This is a genomic window from Microbacterium sp. Kw_RZR3 (assembly GCF_029222405.1).
GTDB lineage: Bacteria > Actinomycetota > Actinomycetes > Actinomycetales > Microbacteriaceae > Microbacterium.
In genome coordinates, this window is record NZ_JARHXC010000111.1 from 1 (window position 1) to 15,741 (window position 15,741).

Genomic DNA, 15,741 nt, shown 5'->3' on the forward strand with positions numbered 1-15,741 from the left:
CGAGATCTCAGTCGGCGAGCAGGTCGGGTCGACGTTCCCGCGTGCGTTCCAGCTGCTGCTCGCGCCGCCAGGTCGCCACCGCGCCATGGTTTCCACTGAGAAGAACCGGTGGCACCTCGCGCTCGCGCCACACGGCCGGCTTGGTGAACGAGGGGTACTCCAGGAGACCGTCTTCGTGCGACTCCTCGACGAGGCTCTCGGGATTGCCGACGACGCCGGGGATGAGACGGCCGATGGCCTCGACCATCGCCATGACGGCGACCTCGCCGCCGTTCAGCACGTAGTCGCCCAGCGAGAGGAGCCGCACGTCGCCGAGCTCCGCGGCGTAGTCGAAGACGCGCTCGTCGATCCCCTCGTAGCGACCGCAACCGAAAACGAGGTGCGACGCCGTGGAAAGCTCGCGCGCGGTCGCCTGGGTGAACCGCTCACCGGCGGGCGACGGGAAGATGATGACGGGGCGGGACTCGGCGTCACGTGTGACGTCGTCGAGGGCTTCGCCCCATGGCTCGGGCTTCATGACCATGCCCGCACCCCCGCCGTAGGGGGTGTCGTCGACCGTGCGATGGCGGTCGTGCGTGTAGTCGCGCAGGTCGTGCACGCGGACGTCGAGAAGGCCCGTCGTCCGGGCTTTCCCGAGCAGCGACACCTCGAGGGCGTCGAAGATCGTCGGGAAGATCGAGACGACGTCGATACGCACGTCAGTCCTCGCGGCGGGGTTCGTCGGCGCTCGCGGCGTCCTCGCTCGGGGCGTCCTCGGACTCGGGGCCTTCGGCATCGGTCGGCTCGTGCTCGTCGCCCTCGTCGCTCGGAAGGTCCTCGAAGAGACCGGCCGGGGGCGTGACGACCACGCGACCCCCCGCGATGTCGACCTCGGGCACGATGGCGCTCACGAACGGGACGAGAACCTCGCGATCCTCGCCGGAGGGGCGCACGATCAGCAGGTCCTGCGCGGGAAAGTGGTCGACCCGGACGACACGTCCGACGGTCTCGCCATCACGCACGACATCCAGCCCGACGAGCTGGTGGTCGTACCACGCGTCATCTTCGGCGGGAGCGTCGGCGGTGTCCTGGTCGATCCACAGGATCGCCTTGACGAGCTCTTCGGCGGCCGTGCGGTCGTCGACGCCCTCGAAGAAGGCGACCGGGTGCGAGTTCATCCACCGGAACTCGCGGACCGTGAGCGGGCGACCGTGCCACGGCGACGACTCCGGCACCTGCAGAGTGAAGGTGTTCCCCGGGACGAAGCGCCCCTCGGGGTCGTCGGTGTAGAGCTCGAGCTTGAAGGCACCCTTGAGGCCGTGGGCCTTCACGAGCCGCCCCACGCGGAGCTGAGTCTTGGCGGGCTGACCGCCCGCGGGTTCGCCGGCCGCCATCAGTCGTCGGCCACGTCGACGCGCACGCGGCGCCCGTCGGCGAGGGCGGACACGACGGTGCGCAGAGCCTTGGCGGTGCGTCCGCCGCGCCCGATCACGCGACCCCGATCATCGGGGTGCACGCGAACCTCCAGCACGTCACCGCGGGGCGAGGTGCTGGAACGGATGGTCACGTCGTCGGGGTGATCGACGATCCCCTTGACGACGTGTTCGAGCGCGGCAGACAGCACGGGACTTACTCGGCCGAGGTCTCGGCGGCGTCGTCGGCCGGAGCGTCGGCTGCGGGAGCCTCGGCCTTCTTCTCGGCCTTGGGCTTGACGACCGACTTCTTGCCGGCCTCAGCCTCGAAAGCGGCCTTGGGCTCGCGCACCTTGACGGTGGACACGGCGTCCTTGTCGCCCTTGAACTTGCCCCAGTCGCCCGTGAGCTTGAGGATCGCAGCGACCTGCTCGGTGGGCTGGGCGCCGACCGAGAGCCAGTACTGCGCGCGGTCCGAGTCGACCTCGATGAACGAGGGCTCCTCGGTGGGGTGGTACTTACCGATCTCCTCGATCACGCGGCCGTCGCGCTTGGTGCGCGAGTCGGCGACGACGATGCGGTAGTAGGGCGCACGGATCTTACCGAGACGCTTGAGACGGATCTTGACAGCCACGAATTTTCTCCTGGATGGTGAAAAGCGAACGAACCGATCGCCTGGAGCGTGGGGTGCACACCCGGCGGAAGCTCAAAAAGGCGGGCCGACACTGGATAGAGGGTCGAGTGCCTGGTCCGACCCTCTATTCTGCCAGATGACACGGCGAGGCGCGAAACAGAACGTCGCGCGTGTCCCGTGTCAGACTGACCGAATGACGCTGCAGTTCGCTTCCTCGACGCGCTCGTCCGTGGGGCTGGAGTGGGAGCTGATGCTCGCCGACCGCGACACGGGCGATCTCGTTCCCCGAGCCCCCGAGATCCTGGATCTCGTCGAGGAGCGCACGGCTCTGGAACGCTTCACGGTGACGGGCGAACTGCTCACCAACACCGTCGAGGTGACGAGTGGCGTCGGGGACACGGTCGCCGCGGCCGTCGACGACATCGGCGACGCCATCGGCGCGCTGCGCGAAGAGACCGAGCCGCGTGGCATCGAGCTGCTCTGCGCGGGCAGTCACCCGTTCGCTCAGTGGTACGACCAGCAGGTCACCGACAAGACGAGGTATCACACCCTCATCGAGCGGACCCAGTGGTGGGGCCGGAACATGATGATCTGGGGCGTGCACGTCCACGTCGGCGTCGACAGCGTGGACAAGGTGCTACCGATCGTCAACGCCCTGACCGTCTACCTTCCTCACCTGCAGGCGCTCTCGGCATCCAGTCCCTTCTGGGCCGGCGAGCGGACCGGATACGTCTCCAACCGCTCCCTCGTCTTCCAGCAACTGCCGACGGCGGGGCTCCCCTGGCAGCTGGAGACGTGGGACCAGTTCGAGGCCTATCTCGACGACATGGTCCGCACGGGCGTGATGGCGGATGCCACCGAGGTGCGGTGGGACATCCGTCCGGCCCCGCGCTGGGGCACCGTTGAGATCCGCGCGTGCGACGGGATGTCCACTCTTCCCGAGCTGGCCGCGGTCGCCGCTCTCGCCCAGACACTCGTGGAACACTTCTCCCGACTCATCGACGAGGGCAAGGAGCTCCCGGGGATCCCCCCGTGGTTCGCCCGCGAGAACAAGTGGCGTTCCGCGCGATACGGGCTCGACGCGCGGGTCATCGTCGACCGGGACGGCACGCAACGACCGGTGGTGGAGCACTTGCGGGAGACGATGGAGGAGCTCGCCGACATCGCCGTCGAGCTGAAGTGCGCGCGGGAATTCGCGGGCCTTGAGACCATTCTCTCGACCGGCGGCAGTTCCGCGCGGCAGCTCGCCGTGGCCGAAGCCGCCGACGGCGATCTGCGCGAGGTCGTGCAGCATCTCATCCGGGAGTTCCGCGCGGGCCCGACGCTGCGAGAGCACCTGGCGGCGCTCCGCGCGTGACCGATCCGGCGATCGGGCGCTCGGCGGATTCTCATGGCCGCGCCTCTAGGATCGCGCCATGACCCCCGTTCGTTCCCGCTCGGCTCGCTCCGTGGCCGTGCTCCTCGCGGGTCTGGTCGCGACCTTGACCGCGTGCGCGCCCGAACCGGCCGCGCCGCAGCCCGAACTGACCTTCGGCGTCGAGTCTCCTGCTGCCGCTCCGGCCACCACCACTCCCCCGCGCCTGCGCGTGGTCACGGTGGGCGACTCGCTCATGTCGGGTGCGGGATTGGCCATCGGTGAGGCATGGCCCGATCTCATGGCATCCCGAGCCCACCTCGCGCTGACGAACCTCGCCTGCGGAGGGATGGGATTCGTCGTCGAGGGTGAGTGCGGAACCGCCTATGCGGGCTTCGCGCCCGCCGTCGCTGCCCTGCAGCCGGATCTGCTCATCGTGGAGTCGTCGAGTAACGACTTCTGGCAGGACCCCGACGAGATCCGCGCGGACACGACCGCCACGGTGGACGAGCTCCACCAAGCCGTGCCCACCGCACGCATCGTCGGTTTGAGCACGATCTGGAACGACGAGTCCGACATCCCGGACGACAACGCGGTCACGTCCGACGCGCTCCACGATGCGATCGACGCGGTCGGCGGAACGTACATCGACATCGGCCAGCCCCTGCTCGGACACCCCGAGTGGCTGCAGGACGACGACGTGCACCCGACGGCTCGCGGCCAGAAGGCGATCGAGCAGACGATCGTGTCGGCCCTGCAGGACGCGGACGTCCTGCCCTGAGGCCGACCGAGACGCTCCGTCGACGTCAGCCGCGGCCGAGCATCTTCTGCAGTTCGGCGAGGTCCGCCTCCGTCGGCGCCTTCTGACCGCCCAGCCCGAAGCCCGAGCCGGTCGGAGCCGTGGATGCCGCGATCCCGGCGTTCTCGGCCGCGCGCTTGGCCGGGTTGCCCGAGCGCGACCCCTTCGCCTTCTGCTGCTTGCCGCGCTTCGACGAGGCGCCGGGCTTGCCGCCGACGGGGCCCATGCCGGGGATGTTGGGCACTCCACCGCGGGCGACCGTCTTCATCATCTTGGCGGCCTGCTCGAAGCGCTGGACGAGCTGGTTGACGTCGGTGACGGTCATGCCGGAACCGCGCGCGATGCGCAGACGGCGCGAGCCGTTGAGGACCTTCGGGTTGCGACGCTCGCCCGGGGTCATCGAGCGGATGATGGCCTCGGTGCGGTCGATCTCGCGCTCGTCGAAGTCCTCGAGCTGCTGCTTCATGTTTCCCATGCCCGGGAGCATCCCGAGCATCTTCTTCATGGAGCCCATCTTCTTCATCTGCTGCATCTGCTCGAGGAAGTCCTCGAGCGTGAACGTCTCGGTCGCGAGCTTCTCGGCGACCTTCATCGCCTCGGCCTCGTCGAACGCGTTCTGCGCCTGCTCGATCAGGGTGAGGATGTCACCGAGGTCGAGGATGCGGGATGCCATGCGGTCGGGGTGGAACGGCTCGACATCGTCGAGTCCTTCACCCGTCGAGGCGAAGATGATGGGGCGACCGGTAACGGACGCGACCGACAGCGCGGCACCACCGCGGGCATCGCCATCGAGCTTGGAGAGCACGACGCCGGTGAAATCGACGCCGTCCTGGAAGGCCTTGGCCGTGTTCACGGCATCCTGACCGATCATCGCGTCGATGACGAAGAGCACCTCATCGGGCTCGGTCGCCTTGCGGATGTCGGACGCCTGCTTCATCAGCTCGGCGTCGACGCCGAGGCGACCCGCGGTGTCGATGATGACGATGTCGTGCTGCTGGCGCGTGGCATAGGCGACACCGTCGCGAGCGACTTTCACCGGGTCGCCGACGCCGTTGCCGGGCTCCGGAGCGTAGATCGCGGCCCCCGCGCGCTCCGCGACGACCTGCAGCTGGTTCACGGCGTTCGGTCGCTGGAGGTCGCAGGCGACGAGGAGCGGCGTGTGGCCGTCCTTCTCGAGCATCTTCGCGAGCTTCCCGGCGAAGGTCGTCTTACCCGAACCCTGGAGCCCCGCGAGCATGATGACCGTGGGCGGGTTCTTCGCGAACTGCAGACGGCGCTGCTGGCGGCCCAGGATGCCGATGAGCTCGTCGTTGACGATTTGCACGACCTGCTGCGCGGGGTTCAGCGCACGGTTGACCTCGTCGCCGAGGGCGCGCTCGCGGACGGCCGCGGTGAACTCCTTGACCACGGGCAGCGCGACGTCGGCGTCGAGGAGGGCACGGCGGATCTCGCGCACCGTCCCGTCGACGTCTGCGGGCGTGAGCTGGCCCTTCTTCCGGAGATTGCGGAAGGTCTCTGTGAGCCGGTCGGAGAGGGTGCCGAAAGTCGCCATGATGAGTCGAGTTTACGCGGGGCGCGGGAACCGTGCCGCTCCGGCGAGGCGGTCAGGCCTCGGCGAGGGCTTCGGCGAGCGTGTCGGGAAGCGACCGACCCGCCGCGGTGCGGTCGGCCCAGGCCCAGACAGAAGCCAGGACCGCCGCCGACAGCGCTCCCGCCTTCACCTGAGCGACGAGCGGCGCCGCGCCGTCGCGGACCAGGCGCGCCGCTATCTCGCGCTGCAGCTGGAACTGGCGCACCGCGCGGTCGCGGTCGAGTTCGGCGGCGATCCCCATGGCATCCGCGTTCGTGATCGCGAGGGCGAGGGCATCGGGGGTCAATCCCTCGCCGATCGACGTGAGCGCCTCGCTCGTGCCGACGCCGTCGCGCAAGAGGGCGACGCCACGCGCCGACTGCTCGTCGAACCCCGACCACAGCACGTCGCTCTTGGCCGAGAAGTAGTTGAAGAAGCTGGAACGGCTCACGCCGGCGCGGCGCGTGATGTCGGATACCGATGTCGCCTCGTATCCGCGCTCGAGGAACAGCTCGCACGCCGCCTCGGCGAGGACCTCGCGTGACGAGGCGCGAGGGCGTCCACTGCGGCTCGGCGAGGTCATGCCGCCAGCCTAGAAGACGGGGCCGCGTGTATTATTAGACGCAATCCAACAACGGCGGGAGCCGAGATGCTCGACATCCACCACGTGGGGTTCGCCCCGGACTACGTGCCCTACCTCGACGGCTGGTCGCATCAGAGGCGCATCCACGCGGAGGTGGTCGCCGGGCGTCGCCCCGACACGCTGCTCCTCCTCGAACACGAAGCCGTGTACACCGCGGGCAAGCGCACCGAGGATCACGAACGGCCCGACGACGGGACGCCGGTCATCGACGTCGACCGCGGGGGAAAGATCACCTGGCACGGTCCGGGCCAACTCGTCGGCTACCCGATCGTGCGTCTGCCCGAGCCGGTGGACGTCGTCGCGCACGTGCGCCGCCTCGAGTCGCTGATCATCGCCGCTCTCGCCCCGATCGGCGTCGACGGCATCCGCGTGGAGGGCCGCAGCGGCGTCTGGGTGCAGCGCCCGCTCGGCCTCGACAAGGTCGCGGCGATCGGAGTCCGCGTCGAAAGAGGAGTGACCATGCACGGCTTCGCCGTCAACTGCGACAACTCGTTGGCCGCCTTCCGGCGGATCGTCCCGTGCGGGATCTCGGATGCCGGCGTGACGACCGTGAGCGAGGTGATCGGAGCAGACGTCTCCCCCGGCGACCTCGTGCCCCGCATCGTCGACGTCTTCCACTCCGAGTACGCGGGGGTGGCGGCATGAGCACCTGTGGCACCGGATCGGCCGGAGTCCCGGCATCCACCGCTCCGAACGGACGGAAGCTGCTGCGCCTCGAAGTGCGCAACGCCGAGACGCCGATCGAGCGCAAGCCCGAGTGGATCAAGACCAAGGCCAAGATGGGGCCCGAATACACGGCGCTGCAGAACCTCGTGAAGACCGAGGAGCTTCACACCGTCTGCCAGGAGGCCGGATGCCCCAACATCTTCGAGTGCTGGGAGGACCGCGAGGCCACCTTCCTCATCGGGGGCTCGCAGTGCACCCGTCGGTGCGACTTCTGCCAGATCGACACCGGCAAACCCGCGGATTACGACACCGACGAGCCGCGTCGCGTGGCCGAGAGCGTGACCCGGATGCAACTGCGGTACGCCACGGTCACGGGCGTCGCCCGCGACGACCTACCGGATGAGGGCGCGTGGCTCCACGCCGAGACGGTGCGGCGCATCCACGCCGAGAACCCCGGCACCGGCGTCGAGATCCTCGCGACGGACTTCTCGGGGAACCCCGCACTCCTCGAGGAGGTCTTCTCCTCACGGCCCGAGGTCTTCGCACACAACGTCGAGACGGTGCCGCGCATCTTCAAGCGCATCCGTCCCGCTTTCCGCTACGAGCGCTCCCTGGGCGTGCTGACCGCGGCGCGCGACGCCGGGCTCATCACGAAGTCGAACCTGATCCTCGGGATGGGCGAGGAGCCCGAAGAGGTCGTGCAGGCGCTGAACGACCTGCACGAGGCCGGGACCGACATCATCACCATCACCCAGTACCTGCGCCCGACCCCGCGCCACCTCCCCGTGCAGCGGTGGGTCAAGCCCGCCGAGTTCGTCGCCTTCAAGGAGGAGGCGGAGCGCATCGGCTTCCTCGGGGTCCTGGCCGGACCGCTCGTTCGCTCCTCGTACCGCGCCGGGCGACTGTGGGCGCAGTCGATGGTGTCGAAGGGGCGAGAGATTCCGCCGCACCTCGCTCACCTCGCGAAGGACATCGCGGCAGACGGCGTGGACTTCGCTCAAGCAGTGTGACGTGCGGTGCGGAGGCTACGCCTTCTCGCGCCGTGAGGGAAGGGAACCCCGTGGTCACCCGCGGGGTCTACCGTGTCGCCGGGTCGACCGACCCACCTCGACATCACCCTTGCGAACGGAGCTGCGGTGGATCTCGCCGTCGTCCTGCCCGTCCTTCTCGTCATCGCCCTGGCGATCTTCTTCGACTTCACCAACGGCTTCCATGACACCGCCAACGCCATGGCCACCTCGGTCGCCACAGGCGCTTTGAAGCCCAGAGTCGCCGTCCTCATCTCCGCTGTCCTGAACCTCGTCGGCGCGTTCCTGTCGACGGCTGTCGCGAAGACGGTGTCGGAGGGCATCCTCGCCCAGGACGACCGGGGTCTCCCGCAGATCACGGTTCCGATGATCTTCGCCGGCCTCATGGGCTCCGTTGTCTGGAACCTGCTCACCTGGTGGCTCGGCCTCCCGTCCAGCTCGACGCACGCGCTCTTCGGGGGCCTCATCGGCGCCGCCGTGATCGGCGCCGGCTTCCAAGCGGTGGAGTGGGGCGGAGTGCTGTCCAAGATCGTGCTGCCCGCCCTGCTGTCACCGTTCATCGCCGGCACGGTGGCGCTCGCTGCGACCTACCTCGTCTACCGCATCACGAGAATGGCGACAGTGGCCGGATCCACGACCGCATTCCGCCACGGCCAGACCATCTCCGCCTCCCTCGTCTCACTCGCCCACGGCACGAACGATGCCCAGAAGACGATGGGCGTGATCACGCTCACCCTGATCGTCGCCGGAGCGCAGGAGGCCGGCACCGGTCCGCAGCTGTGGGTGATCCTCAGCGCGGGCGGCGCCATCGCGCTCGGCACCTACCTCGGCGGATGGCGCATCATGCGGACGGTCGGGAAGCGGATCACCGACGTGAAGCCACCCCAGGGCTTCGCGGCGGAAACGAGCGCGGCCTCGACGATCCTCATCTCCTCGACCCTCGGCTTCCCGCTGTCGACCACGCAGGTGACCTCGGGAGCCGTGATCGGCTCGGGCCTCGGCAAGCGCCTCGCCTCCGTGCACTGGAACGTCGTGACGCGCATCGCTTTCGCCTGGGTGGTGACGCTGCCCGCCGCCGCCATCGTGGGCGGGGGCGCCGCGTGGGCGGCATCCACGGGCCTTGCCGGACTGATGATCGTGCTGATCCTCGGCCTCGCGGCGTGCGCGGGCCTGTTCGTGCTCGCGCGTCGACGTCCCGTGTCCGCGAACAACGTCAACGATGAGTCCGTGAGCGCCGACGCGCTCGGCCGGCGTCAGCCCGAAGGAGAACGAGCATGAACGAATGGCTCAGCGACGAGGGAGGAGCCATCCTCCTCGTCTTCCTCGTCGGACTAGGTGTCACACTCCTGATCGTCGGGCTTTTCGCCCTCGGCATCCGGTTGCTGGCGGTGGGTGCGCCCGACCTGAGGGTGGCGGCCGGAGAGGATCCGGAGGGCCCGACCGCTGTCGCGTTCCCGCGTGAGCGCCGGCGTCCCCTGCCCGCCACCGTCGCGGGCCTCGCCTGCTTCGCCGGAGTCGCGGCGGCGGTGATCTACGGGGTCTACCTCGTGATCCCCGCGTTCCACGGATCTTGAGCGTCGATCAGACCGGCCAGATGTAGGGCAGGTCGTCGGGGACGTCGCCGAAGCGGGGCACGTAGAACGCCGCGTCCTTGCGCACCAGGTTCGAGCGGTGCGCGAGGTGGAACGACTCGTCGGCGAGCCACGGCGGGAGGTCGAGGTCAGCTTGTCGCGCGCCGTCGACCTCCGGAGCGAAGGCGAGGATCTTCTCGCGCACGGTGTCCGAATGCCCTCGTCCGATCCATTCGTCGGTCATGACGAGGCCATAGGACACCAGTGCCGGCAGGTGTTCAGCCCACATTCTGGCGGCCGGGTGGTTGCGGAACCCGTGGCCGGGGACGGTCAGAGCCCGCAGCAGCTGGAAGGTTTCGACGCGCTGCTTACCCAGACGCTTCGTGTCGAGGACGAGGGCCGACTCGACGAAAGATGCATACGGGAGGAACGTCTGCACGAGGTCAGTCAGCGCTCGTAACCGACTGCACCGAGCCGTCGGACGCGAGGTTCACCAGCAGCACGTCGTCCGTGGCATCCGGATCGAGGGCGTACTCGAGAACCGCGAACGGATCGGTCCCACCGTGCTCATCCGCGAGGATCGTCACGCTCATCAACTGCATCGACTTGATCACATCGATGTGCGTATCGCCGGACGGGTCGATGAGCAGATCGTCGATCTCCTCGCCGAGCGTCGCCTGCTGCTGGAGGATGTACTCGGTGACCTCGCTGGTGCGGGAGTCCAGCTCACCCACCATGGCGTTGCGCGCAGCCAGGTCGATGGCTTCGAGCGCCGAGATCATGGCGGCCGCGACATCGAGGGCCTCGACGGACACGTCATCCTGGTCGGGGGCCGTGAGATCGACGGTCACACTCTGATCGCCGAACTCGACGTTCTCCGACCAGAAGATCGACCCGTCGGGCCCGGACTCGAGGAGTCCGAAGAAATCGTGCTCGATCGCCATACCCCCATGAAACCAGGCGGCACGCGCTTCGGGAAGGCGACCCGCCCGGGTCAGTCGACGAGCGATGCGGCGAAAACGTGCGGCGTGAAACCGGTGAGGTCGTTGATGCCCTCACCCTGGCCGAGCAGCTTGACCGGAATGCCCGTGCGTTCCTGCACGGCCAGCACGAACCCGCCCTTCGCCGAGCCGTCGAGCTTGGTCAGCACGAGACCGGTGACCCCGGCGCTGTCGAGGAACGCCTGGGCCTGCATGAGCCCGTTCTGGCCGGTGGTGGCATCGAGCACGAGGAGCACCTCGGCGATCGGCGCCTGCTTCTCGATCACCCGCTTGATCTTGCCGAGCTCGTCCATGAGCCCGCCCTTGGTGTGCAGACGGCCGGCGGTGTCGACGAGGACGATCTCCGTCCCCGTCTCTTTCGCGTGCGCGACCGTCTGGAAAGCGACGGATGCCGGATCCTGACCCTCGTGCTGCGGACGCACGATCGCAGCTCCCCCGCGCTCCGCCCACGTCGCGAGCTGGTCGACCGCCGCGGCACGGAAGGTGTCGGCCGCTCCGACGACGACGCTGCGACCGTACCGCTGCAGGAACTTCGCGAACTTACCGATGGTCGTCGTCTTGCCCACACCGTTCACGCCGACGACGAGGACGACGGCCGGACGCTCGGTGAGCCGCAGGGTCGTGTCGAACTTCGCGAAATGCTCCTCCAGCGTCTCCTTCAGCATGCGCTGCAGGTCGCGCGGGTCGGTCGTGCGGAAGCGCTCGACCTTCTCGCGCAGCTCGTCGACGAGGCGCTCGGTCACGTCGGGTCCGAAGTCGGCCGTCAGGAGGGCCGTCTCGAGGTCTTCCCACGTCGTCTCGTCGATCGTGGGTTTGACGAACAGGCCGCGCAGCGCGCGCCCGAGCGACCAGGAGTTCTCAGCCATTGCTTCAGCTTACGGGGGCGGCTTCGCGTGCGGCCGCTGCCCGATCGCCGATGCGCTGACCGACGACCGCCGAGACCCCGTCTTGTCGCATCGACACGCCGTAGAGCGCGTCAGCGATCTCCATCGTGCGCTTCTGATGTGTGATGACGATCAACTGACTGCTCGAGCGCAGCTTCTCGAAGACCCCGAGGAGCCGTCCGAGGTTGGCGTCGTCGAGGGCTGCCTCGACCTCGTCCAGGATGTAGAACGGGCTCGGCCGGGCCGTGAAGATCGACGTCAGGAAGGCGACGGCCGCGAGCGAGCGCTCCCCGCCCGACAGGAGCGAGAGCCGTTCGATCTTCTTCCCCACCGGGCGGACGGAGACCTCGATCCCCGTCGTCAGCGGGTGCTCCGGATCGGTGAGCGAGATGCTCCCCGATCCGCCCGGGAACAGGATGGGGAAGATCTCGGTGAACGCGGCGCGGGTGTCTTCGAACGCGGCGACGAAGATCGTCTGCATCCGCTCGTCGAGCTCGGCGATGATCGTCTGAAGGTCCGCGCGCGTCTGCTGCAGATCGGCGAGCTGCTCGGTGAGGAATGCGTGGCGTTGCTCGAGAGCGGCGAACTCCTCGAGGGCGAGCGGATTGACGCGGCCGAGTTGGCCGAGCTTCCGCTCCGCCTCCTGCAGCCGGCGCTTCTGCCCGGCCCGGTCGAAAGCAACGCCCTCGCCATCAGAGTCCCCCGGAACCAGCTGGTCGGGACCATATTCCGAAACGAGAATGTCTTCGTCGAGGGCGAGCTCGGACTGGACGCGCTCCAGCAGACTCGTGACGTGCAGTCGCTTCTCGTGCATCTGGAGTTCGAGCCCGTGAACGCTCTCCGTGAGACGCGCGAGCCGCTCGCGCACGTCCGCCTCTTCGGCGCGCGCGCGGGCCAGATCCGCCGAGACCGCGGTGCGGGTCGCCTCTGCCGCGGCGAGTTCCACACGGGCGTGGCTCACGGAACGGTCGACCGAGTCGACGAGCGCGGGGAGCTGAGCCGCGACCTCGGCCGCGATCTCGCGCTGCGCGCGACGGATCACCGCGCGGCGCGCGGCCTCCTCGGCGGCCGCGCGCTCGCGCTCCCGCTGGTTCTCGAGCTGGACGATGCGCGCCTCACCCGCACGCACCCGCTCCTTCAGCGTCTCGATGTCGAGGCGCGCGCGCATCTCCGTCTCTCGCGCCGCCTCGAGCTCGGCGACCATTCCGTCTCGCGCGGATGCGTCCAGGATCGGTCGCGGGGCCTCGAGGGCTCGGGCCAGAGCGGCTTCGGCTGCGGCGGCCGCATCCTCGGCCTCCGCGACCGCGGCGGAGGCCTGCGCGAGGCCCGCCTCCAGGCGCTCGCACTCCGCGACCGCCGCCTCGTGCCGCACGGTGACGCGATTCACCTTCTCGGCCTGCGCCGCCAGCGCGGCGTCGTGCGCGCGGAGCGTGGCGAGCGAGTCTTTCGTTCGCTGTCGCGCGTCGGAGAGCGCCCGTTGAGCGTCGCTCAGCGCTTCGCGCAGCGAATCCGCGACGACGACGATCTCGGCGAGTCGTTCGGCAGCGGCATCGCGCTCCGCGGCGAGTTCCAGCCGCGAACGTCCGGCGCCCGAGCCCGCTCGCAGCGTGTGAACGGTCAGGACCTCGCCGGCACGCGTGACGAGGGTCGTGCGGTCGTCGAGGGACGCAAGGGCCGCCCGCGCGGCATCCAGGTCGTCGATGACGACGACCCGGGCCAGGATGCCGAGGATCCCCGGCGGTGCGGTCACCACGTCCACCGCTCGAACGCCCCCCGCCGGAACGCTCACCGCGGGGGTGTCGACCGATGCGTCGGCGAGAGCGATCTCGACCACGCCGAGGTCGTCCTCGGCGGCGACGCGGGCCGTTGCGAACGCCGCGGCCGAATCGTCGACGAGCACACCCTCGGCGAGCGAGCCCAAGGCGGCCGCCACGGCCGCCTCGTAACCCGACGTCACCTTGACGCCGTCGCCCACCAGGCCACGTACCCCCGGCTGACCCGAAGCGACGAGGTCGGCGGCGGCATTGCGCACGTCCAGCGCGCGCCCCAGCGCGGTGGTCTGCGCGGACAGGGCGTCACGCTCGCGTTCCGCGGCGTGCAGGCGCTCGCGCAACTGCGCCACTGCCGCCTCCGCGTCGTTCGCGTCGCGCTGAGCACGCTCGTAGGCCGCCGCGTGCTCCGCCGAATCCGCTTCGGGTGCGACCGTCGGATCGAGAGCGGCGAGGGCTTCCTCAGCCTCGGCGCGACGGACCAGTGCCGCGTCCAGAGCGCGCTGTTGGCGCGCGACGCCCGCGAGCACAGCGTCCCTCGTCGATGCGGCGGAGGCTGCCGCCCCCCGCAGCGCCGTGAGCTTCATGTCGTGCTCCGAGACGAGCGCGCTCTGTGCGGCGATGTCGACGTCGAGGGCGTCGAGATCAGCTCGGGCCCGTGCCACCGCTCGGGCGGCATCCGCGGCAGCATCTTGCGCGTCCCCCAGGCCGGCGGAGATGTCGTCGATCTCGCTCCGGACGTCATCGATCGTCGACTGCGACACGGTGGGCGAGAACGCACCCGCGTCGCGGTCGTCGTCGGAGAGCAGGGCGAGACGTTGTCCCGCGAGCGTGTACAACCCACGGAGACGCTCCTGCACCTGCTCGAGCGAGAACGCCACGCGTCGCGCCTGATCGACCGCCTCGGATCGCTGCTTCTCCTCGAGTCGTTCGACGCGATGACGCAAGCCCTCCGCCTGCTCCTGCAGGACCAGACGCTCGGTGTGCCGTTCGGTCTCGGCCCGCGCGGCATCCGCGAGCTGACTGCGAAGGCGCACCAGGTCGTCCGCGAACAGGCGGGCCTTCGCGTCTCGCACGACGGCGGCGATCGTGGCCGCCTCTCGGGCGATCTCGGCCTGTTTCCCGAGCGGCTTCAACTGCCGGCGGAGCTCCCCGGCGAGATCGCTGAGACGCGTGAGGTTCGTCTCCATCGCCTCGAGCTTGCGGACGGTCTTCTCTTTGCGGCGGCGATGCTTGAGGATCCCCGCCGCCTCCTCGATGAAGCCCCGACGATCCTCGGCAGTGGCTTGCAGAACCGTGTCGAGGCGCCCCTGACCGATGATCACGTGCATCTCGCGGCCGAGACCCGAGTCGCTCAGCAGCTCCTGGACGTCGAGGAGGCGACTCGTCTGACCGTTGATCGCGTACTCGCTGGCGCCGGTGCGGAACAGCGTCCGGCTGATCGTCACCTCGCTGTAGTCGATCGGGAGGGCGCCGTCGGAGTTGTCGATCGTCAGCTGCACCTCGGCGCGCCCCAGCGGGCCCCGTGTCGAGGTGCCGGCGAAGATGACGTCCTCCATCTTTCCGCCGCGGAGCGTCTTCGCCCCCTGCTCCCCCATGACCCAGGCGAGAGCGTCGACGACATTGGACTTGCCGGATCCGTTCGGACCGACGATGCAGGTGACACCGGGCTCGAGCGCGAACGTCGTCGACTGCGCGAACGACTTGAAGCCCTTGAGCGTCACGCTTTTCAAGTGCATGTCGCCGCGCCTCCCGTCTGATCGTCGACGCCTCACGCTACCGGAGAACCCGCGGAATTCCGGGGCGGCGAGCCGCTCGCTCCCCGAGGACGCGCCCGGGATCCCACGGAATCTGAGCGCGAGCTTGACATTCGCTGACAGCCTTCGCTAGCGTCGGGGGTCGCAACCGACGACGAAAGGAGGTCCTCCCATGATTCGCAACACCACCGGCTTCACCGCCACCGGCTTCACCGCCGCTCCCGTGCTGTCCGCATCCTTTGCCGGAGTGACCACCTTCGTCGGAATGCCCGTCTTCCTGGGCTGACCCGTCGCGTCGAGACGCCTGCCGTCTCCGCTTCTCGCGCCGCATCCGTCGGATGCCGAGCGTCAAGGATCGTTCGATCCCTCGCGAGCACCGCTCGCCGTCTCCTTTCTTCACCTCTTCTCACCGGAGCCTCCGCATGAGCACTCTGCCCACGCGCGCGCCGCAGCACACCGCGGCCACGCCCACCGTCTCTCTTCCCACGATCGTCGACCGACCTGTCGGTCTCATCGACCGTCTCACCCTGCGCCTCGGCCTGTGGCTGTTGACGCGCCACGCGGCTCGCGTGCACGTCATCGAGCTGCGCACGACGAGCGCGCACCGCGCTCGGGTGCAGTACGCCGAACGGAGCCAGCGTGAACGCGACTGGTACCGGACGGCGTCACTGATG

Annotated in this window: 17 protein-coding genes; 7 read left to right on the forward strand and 10 right to left on the reverse strand. The window is 69.1% G+C overall.

Features of this window, described 5'->3' with window-relative positions; genetic code table 11:
* Positions 1-7: 7 nt before the first annotated feature.
* From trmD to rpsP, 4 genes are read right to left on the reverse strand one after another with little or no spacing between them, the layout of a single operon-like run.
* A complete protein-coding gene (gene trmD / locus P2P98_RS05980) occupies positions 8-697 on the reverse strand; it encodes a tRNA (guanosine(37)-N1)-methyltransferase TrmD (protein ID WP_275798126.1) in 690 nt (229 codons plus the stop codon).
* A 1-nt stretch (position 698) separates the two neighbouring features.
* Positions 699-1,373 (reverse strand): ribosome maturation factor RimM, encoded by a 675-nt coding sequence (rimM, locus tag P2P98_RS05985; protein WP_275798128.1) that lies wholly within the window; start codon positions 1,371-1,373, stop codon positions 699-701.
* A complete protein-coding gene (locus P2P98_RS05990) occupies positions 1,373-1,603 on the reverse strand; it encodes an RNA-binding protein (RefSeq protein WP_275798129.1) in 231 nt (76 codons plus the stop codon). Before P2P98_RS05990 ends, rimM begins: the two co-directional genes overlap by 1 nt.
* A 5-nt stretch (positions 1,604-1,608) precedes the next feature.
* Positions 1,609-2,025, reverse strand: a complete 417-nt coding sequence (gene rpsP / locus P2P98_RS05995; RefSeq protein ID WP_275798131.1) for a 30S ribosomal protein S16 — start codon at positions 2,023-2,025, stop codon at positions 1,609-1,611.
* Between the two features lie 193 nt (positions 2,026-2,218).
* Between rpsP and P2P98_RS06000 the strand changes: the two genes are divergently transcribed.
* Both P2P98_RS06000 and P2P98_RS06005 read left to right on the forward strand, forming a co-directional pair.
* Positions 2,219-3,382, forward strand: a complete 1,164-nt coding sequence (locus P2P98_RS06000) for a glutamate--cysteine ligase (protein WP_275798132.1) — start codon at positions 2,219-2,221, stop codon at positions 3,380-3,382.
* 58 nt (positions 3,383-3,440) lie between these two features.
* A complete protein-coding gene (locus tag P2P98_RS06005; RefSeq protein ID WP_275798134.1) occupies positions 3,441-4,160 on the forward strand; it encodes an SGNH/GDSL hydrolase family protein in 720 nt (239 codons plus the stop codon).
* A 25-nt stretch (positions 4,161-4,185) separates the two neighbouring features.
* Here P2P98_RS06005 and ffh read toward each other — a convergent pair whose 3' ends face one another.
* On the reverse strand, positions 4,186-5,730 hold the full coding sequence (ffh, locus tag P2P98_RS06010) for a signal recognition particle protein (protein WP_275798136.1): 1,545 nt from the start codon (positions 5,728-5,730) through the stop codon (positions 4,186-4,188).
* A 52-nt stretch (positions 5,731-5,782) separates the two neighbouring features.
* Positions 5,783-6,331, reverse strand: coding sequence for a TetR/AcrR family transcriptional regulator (locus P2P98_RS06015; RefSeq protein WP_275798138.1), 549 nt, complete (start codon positions 6,329-6,331; stop codon positions 5,783-5,785).
* 66 nt (positions 6,332-6,397) lie between these two features.
* Between P2P98_RS06015 and lipB the strand changes: the two genes are divergently transcribed.
* The 4 genes from lipB (at position 6,398) to P2P98_RS06035 (ending at position 9,659) form a co-directional block, all read left to right on the forward strand.
* The gene (lipB, locus tag P2P98_RS06020; RefSeq protein WP_275798140.1) at positions 6,398-7,036 is read left to right on the forward strand and encodes a lipoyl(octanoyl) transferase LipB; all 639 of its coding nucleotides are present in this window, start codon (positions 6,398-6,400) and stop codon (positions 7,034-7,036) included.
* The gene (gene lipA, locus P2P98_RS06025; protein WP_275798142.1) at positions 7,033-8,067 is read left to right on the forward strand and encodes a lipoyl synthase; all 1,035 of its coding nucleotides are present in this window, start codon (positions 7,033-7,035) and stop codon (positions 8,065-8,067) included. Before lipB ends, lipA begins: the two co-directional genes overlap by 4 nt.
* A 126-nt stretch (positions 8,068-8,193) precedes the next feature.
* Positions 8,194-9,363, forward strand: coding sequence for an inorganic phosphate transporter (locus P2P98_RS06030; RefSeq protein ID WP_275798144.1), 1,170 nt, complete (start codon positions 8,194-8,196; stop codon positions 9,361-9,363).
* Positions 9,360-9,659 carry a hypothetical protein gene (locus P2P98_RS06035; protein ID WP_275798146.1) on the forward strand — a complete coding sequence of 100 codons (300 nt, stop codon included), beginning with the start codon at positions 9,360-9,362 and terminating at the stop codon, positions 9,657-9,659. The genes P2P98_RS06030 and P2P98_RS06035 overlap by 4 nt, the downstream gene beginning before the upstream one ends.
* A gap of 7 nt (positions 9,660-9,666) precedes the next feature.
* On the opposite strand, the gene P2P98_RS06040 is transcribed toward P2P98_RS06035, so the two are convergent.
* The 4 genes from P2P98_RS06040 to smc are packed head-to-tail and all read right to left on the reverse strand — an operon-like array spanning position 9,667 to position 15,049.
* The gene (locus P2P98_RS06040) at positions 9,667-10,095 is read right to left on the reverse strand and encodes an MSMEG_6728 family protein (RefSeq protein ID WP_275798148.1); all 429 of its coding nucleotides are present in this window, start codon (positions 10,093-10,095) and stop codon (positions 9,667-9,669) included.
* A gap of 4 nt (positions 10,096-10,099) precedes the next feature.
* On the reverse strand, positions 10,100-10,600 hold the full coding sequence (locus tag P2P98_RS06045) for a DUF2004 domain-containing protein (protein ID WP_058596508.1): 501 nt from the start codon (positions 10,598-10,600) through the stop codon (positions 10,100-10,102).
* A 50-nt stretch (positions 10,601-10,650) separates the two neighbouring features.
* Entirely contained in the window at positions 10,651-11,523 is an 873-nt protein-coding gene (ftsY, locus tag P2P98_RS06050; protein ID WP_275798150.1) for a signal recognition particle-docking protein FtsY, read from the reverse strand.
* A gap of 4 nt (positions 11,524-11,527) precedes the next feature.
* Positions 11,528-15,049, reverse strand: a complete 3,522-nt coding sequence (gene smc, locus P2P98_RS06055; RefSeq protein ID WP_275798151.1) for a chromosome segregation protein SMC — start codon at positions 15,047-15,049, stop codon at positions 11,528-11,530.
* A 440-nt stretch (positions 15,050-15,489) separates the two neighbouring features.
* Here smc and P2P98_RS06060 point away from each other — a divergent pair.
* A partial coding sequence (locus tag P2P98_RS06060) for a hypothetical protein (protein ID WP_275798153.1) occupies positions 15,490-15,741 on the forward strand: 252 nt, incomplete at its 3' end.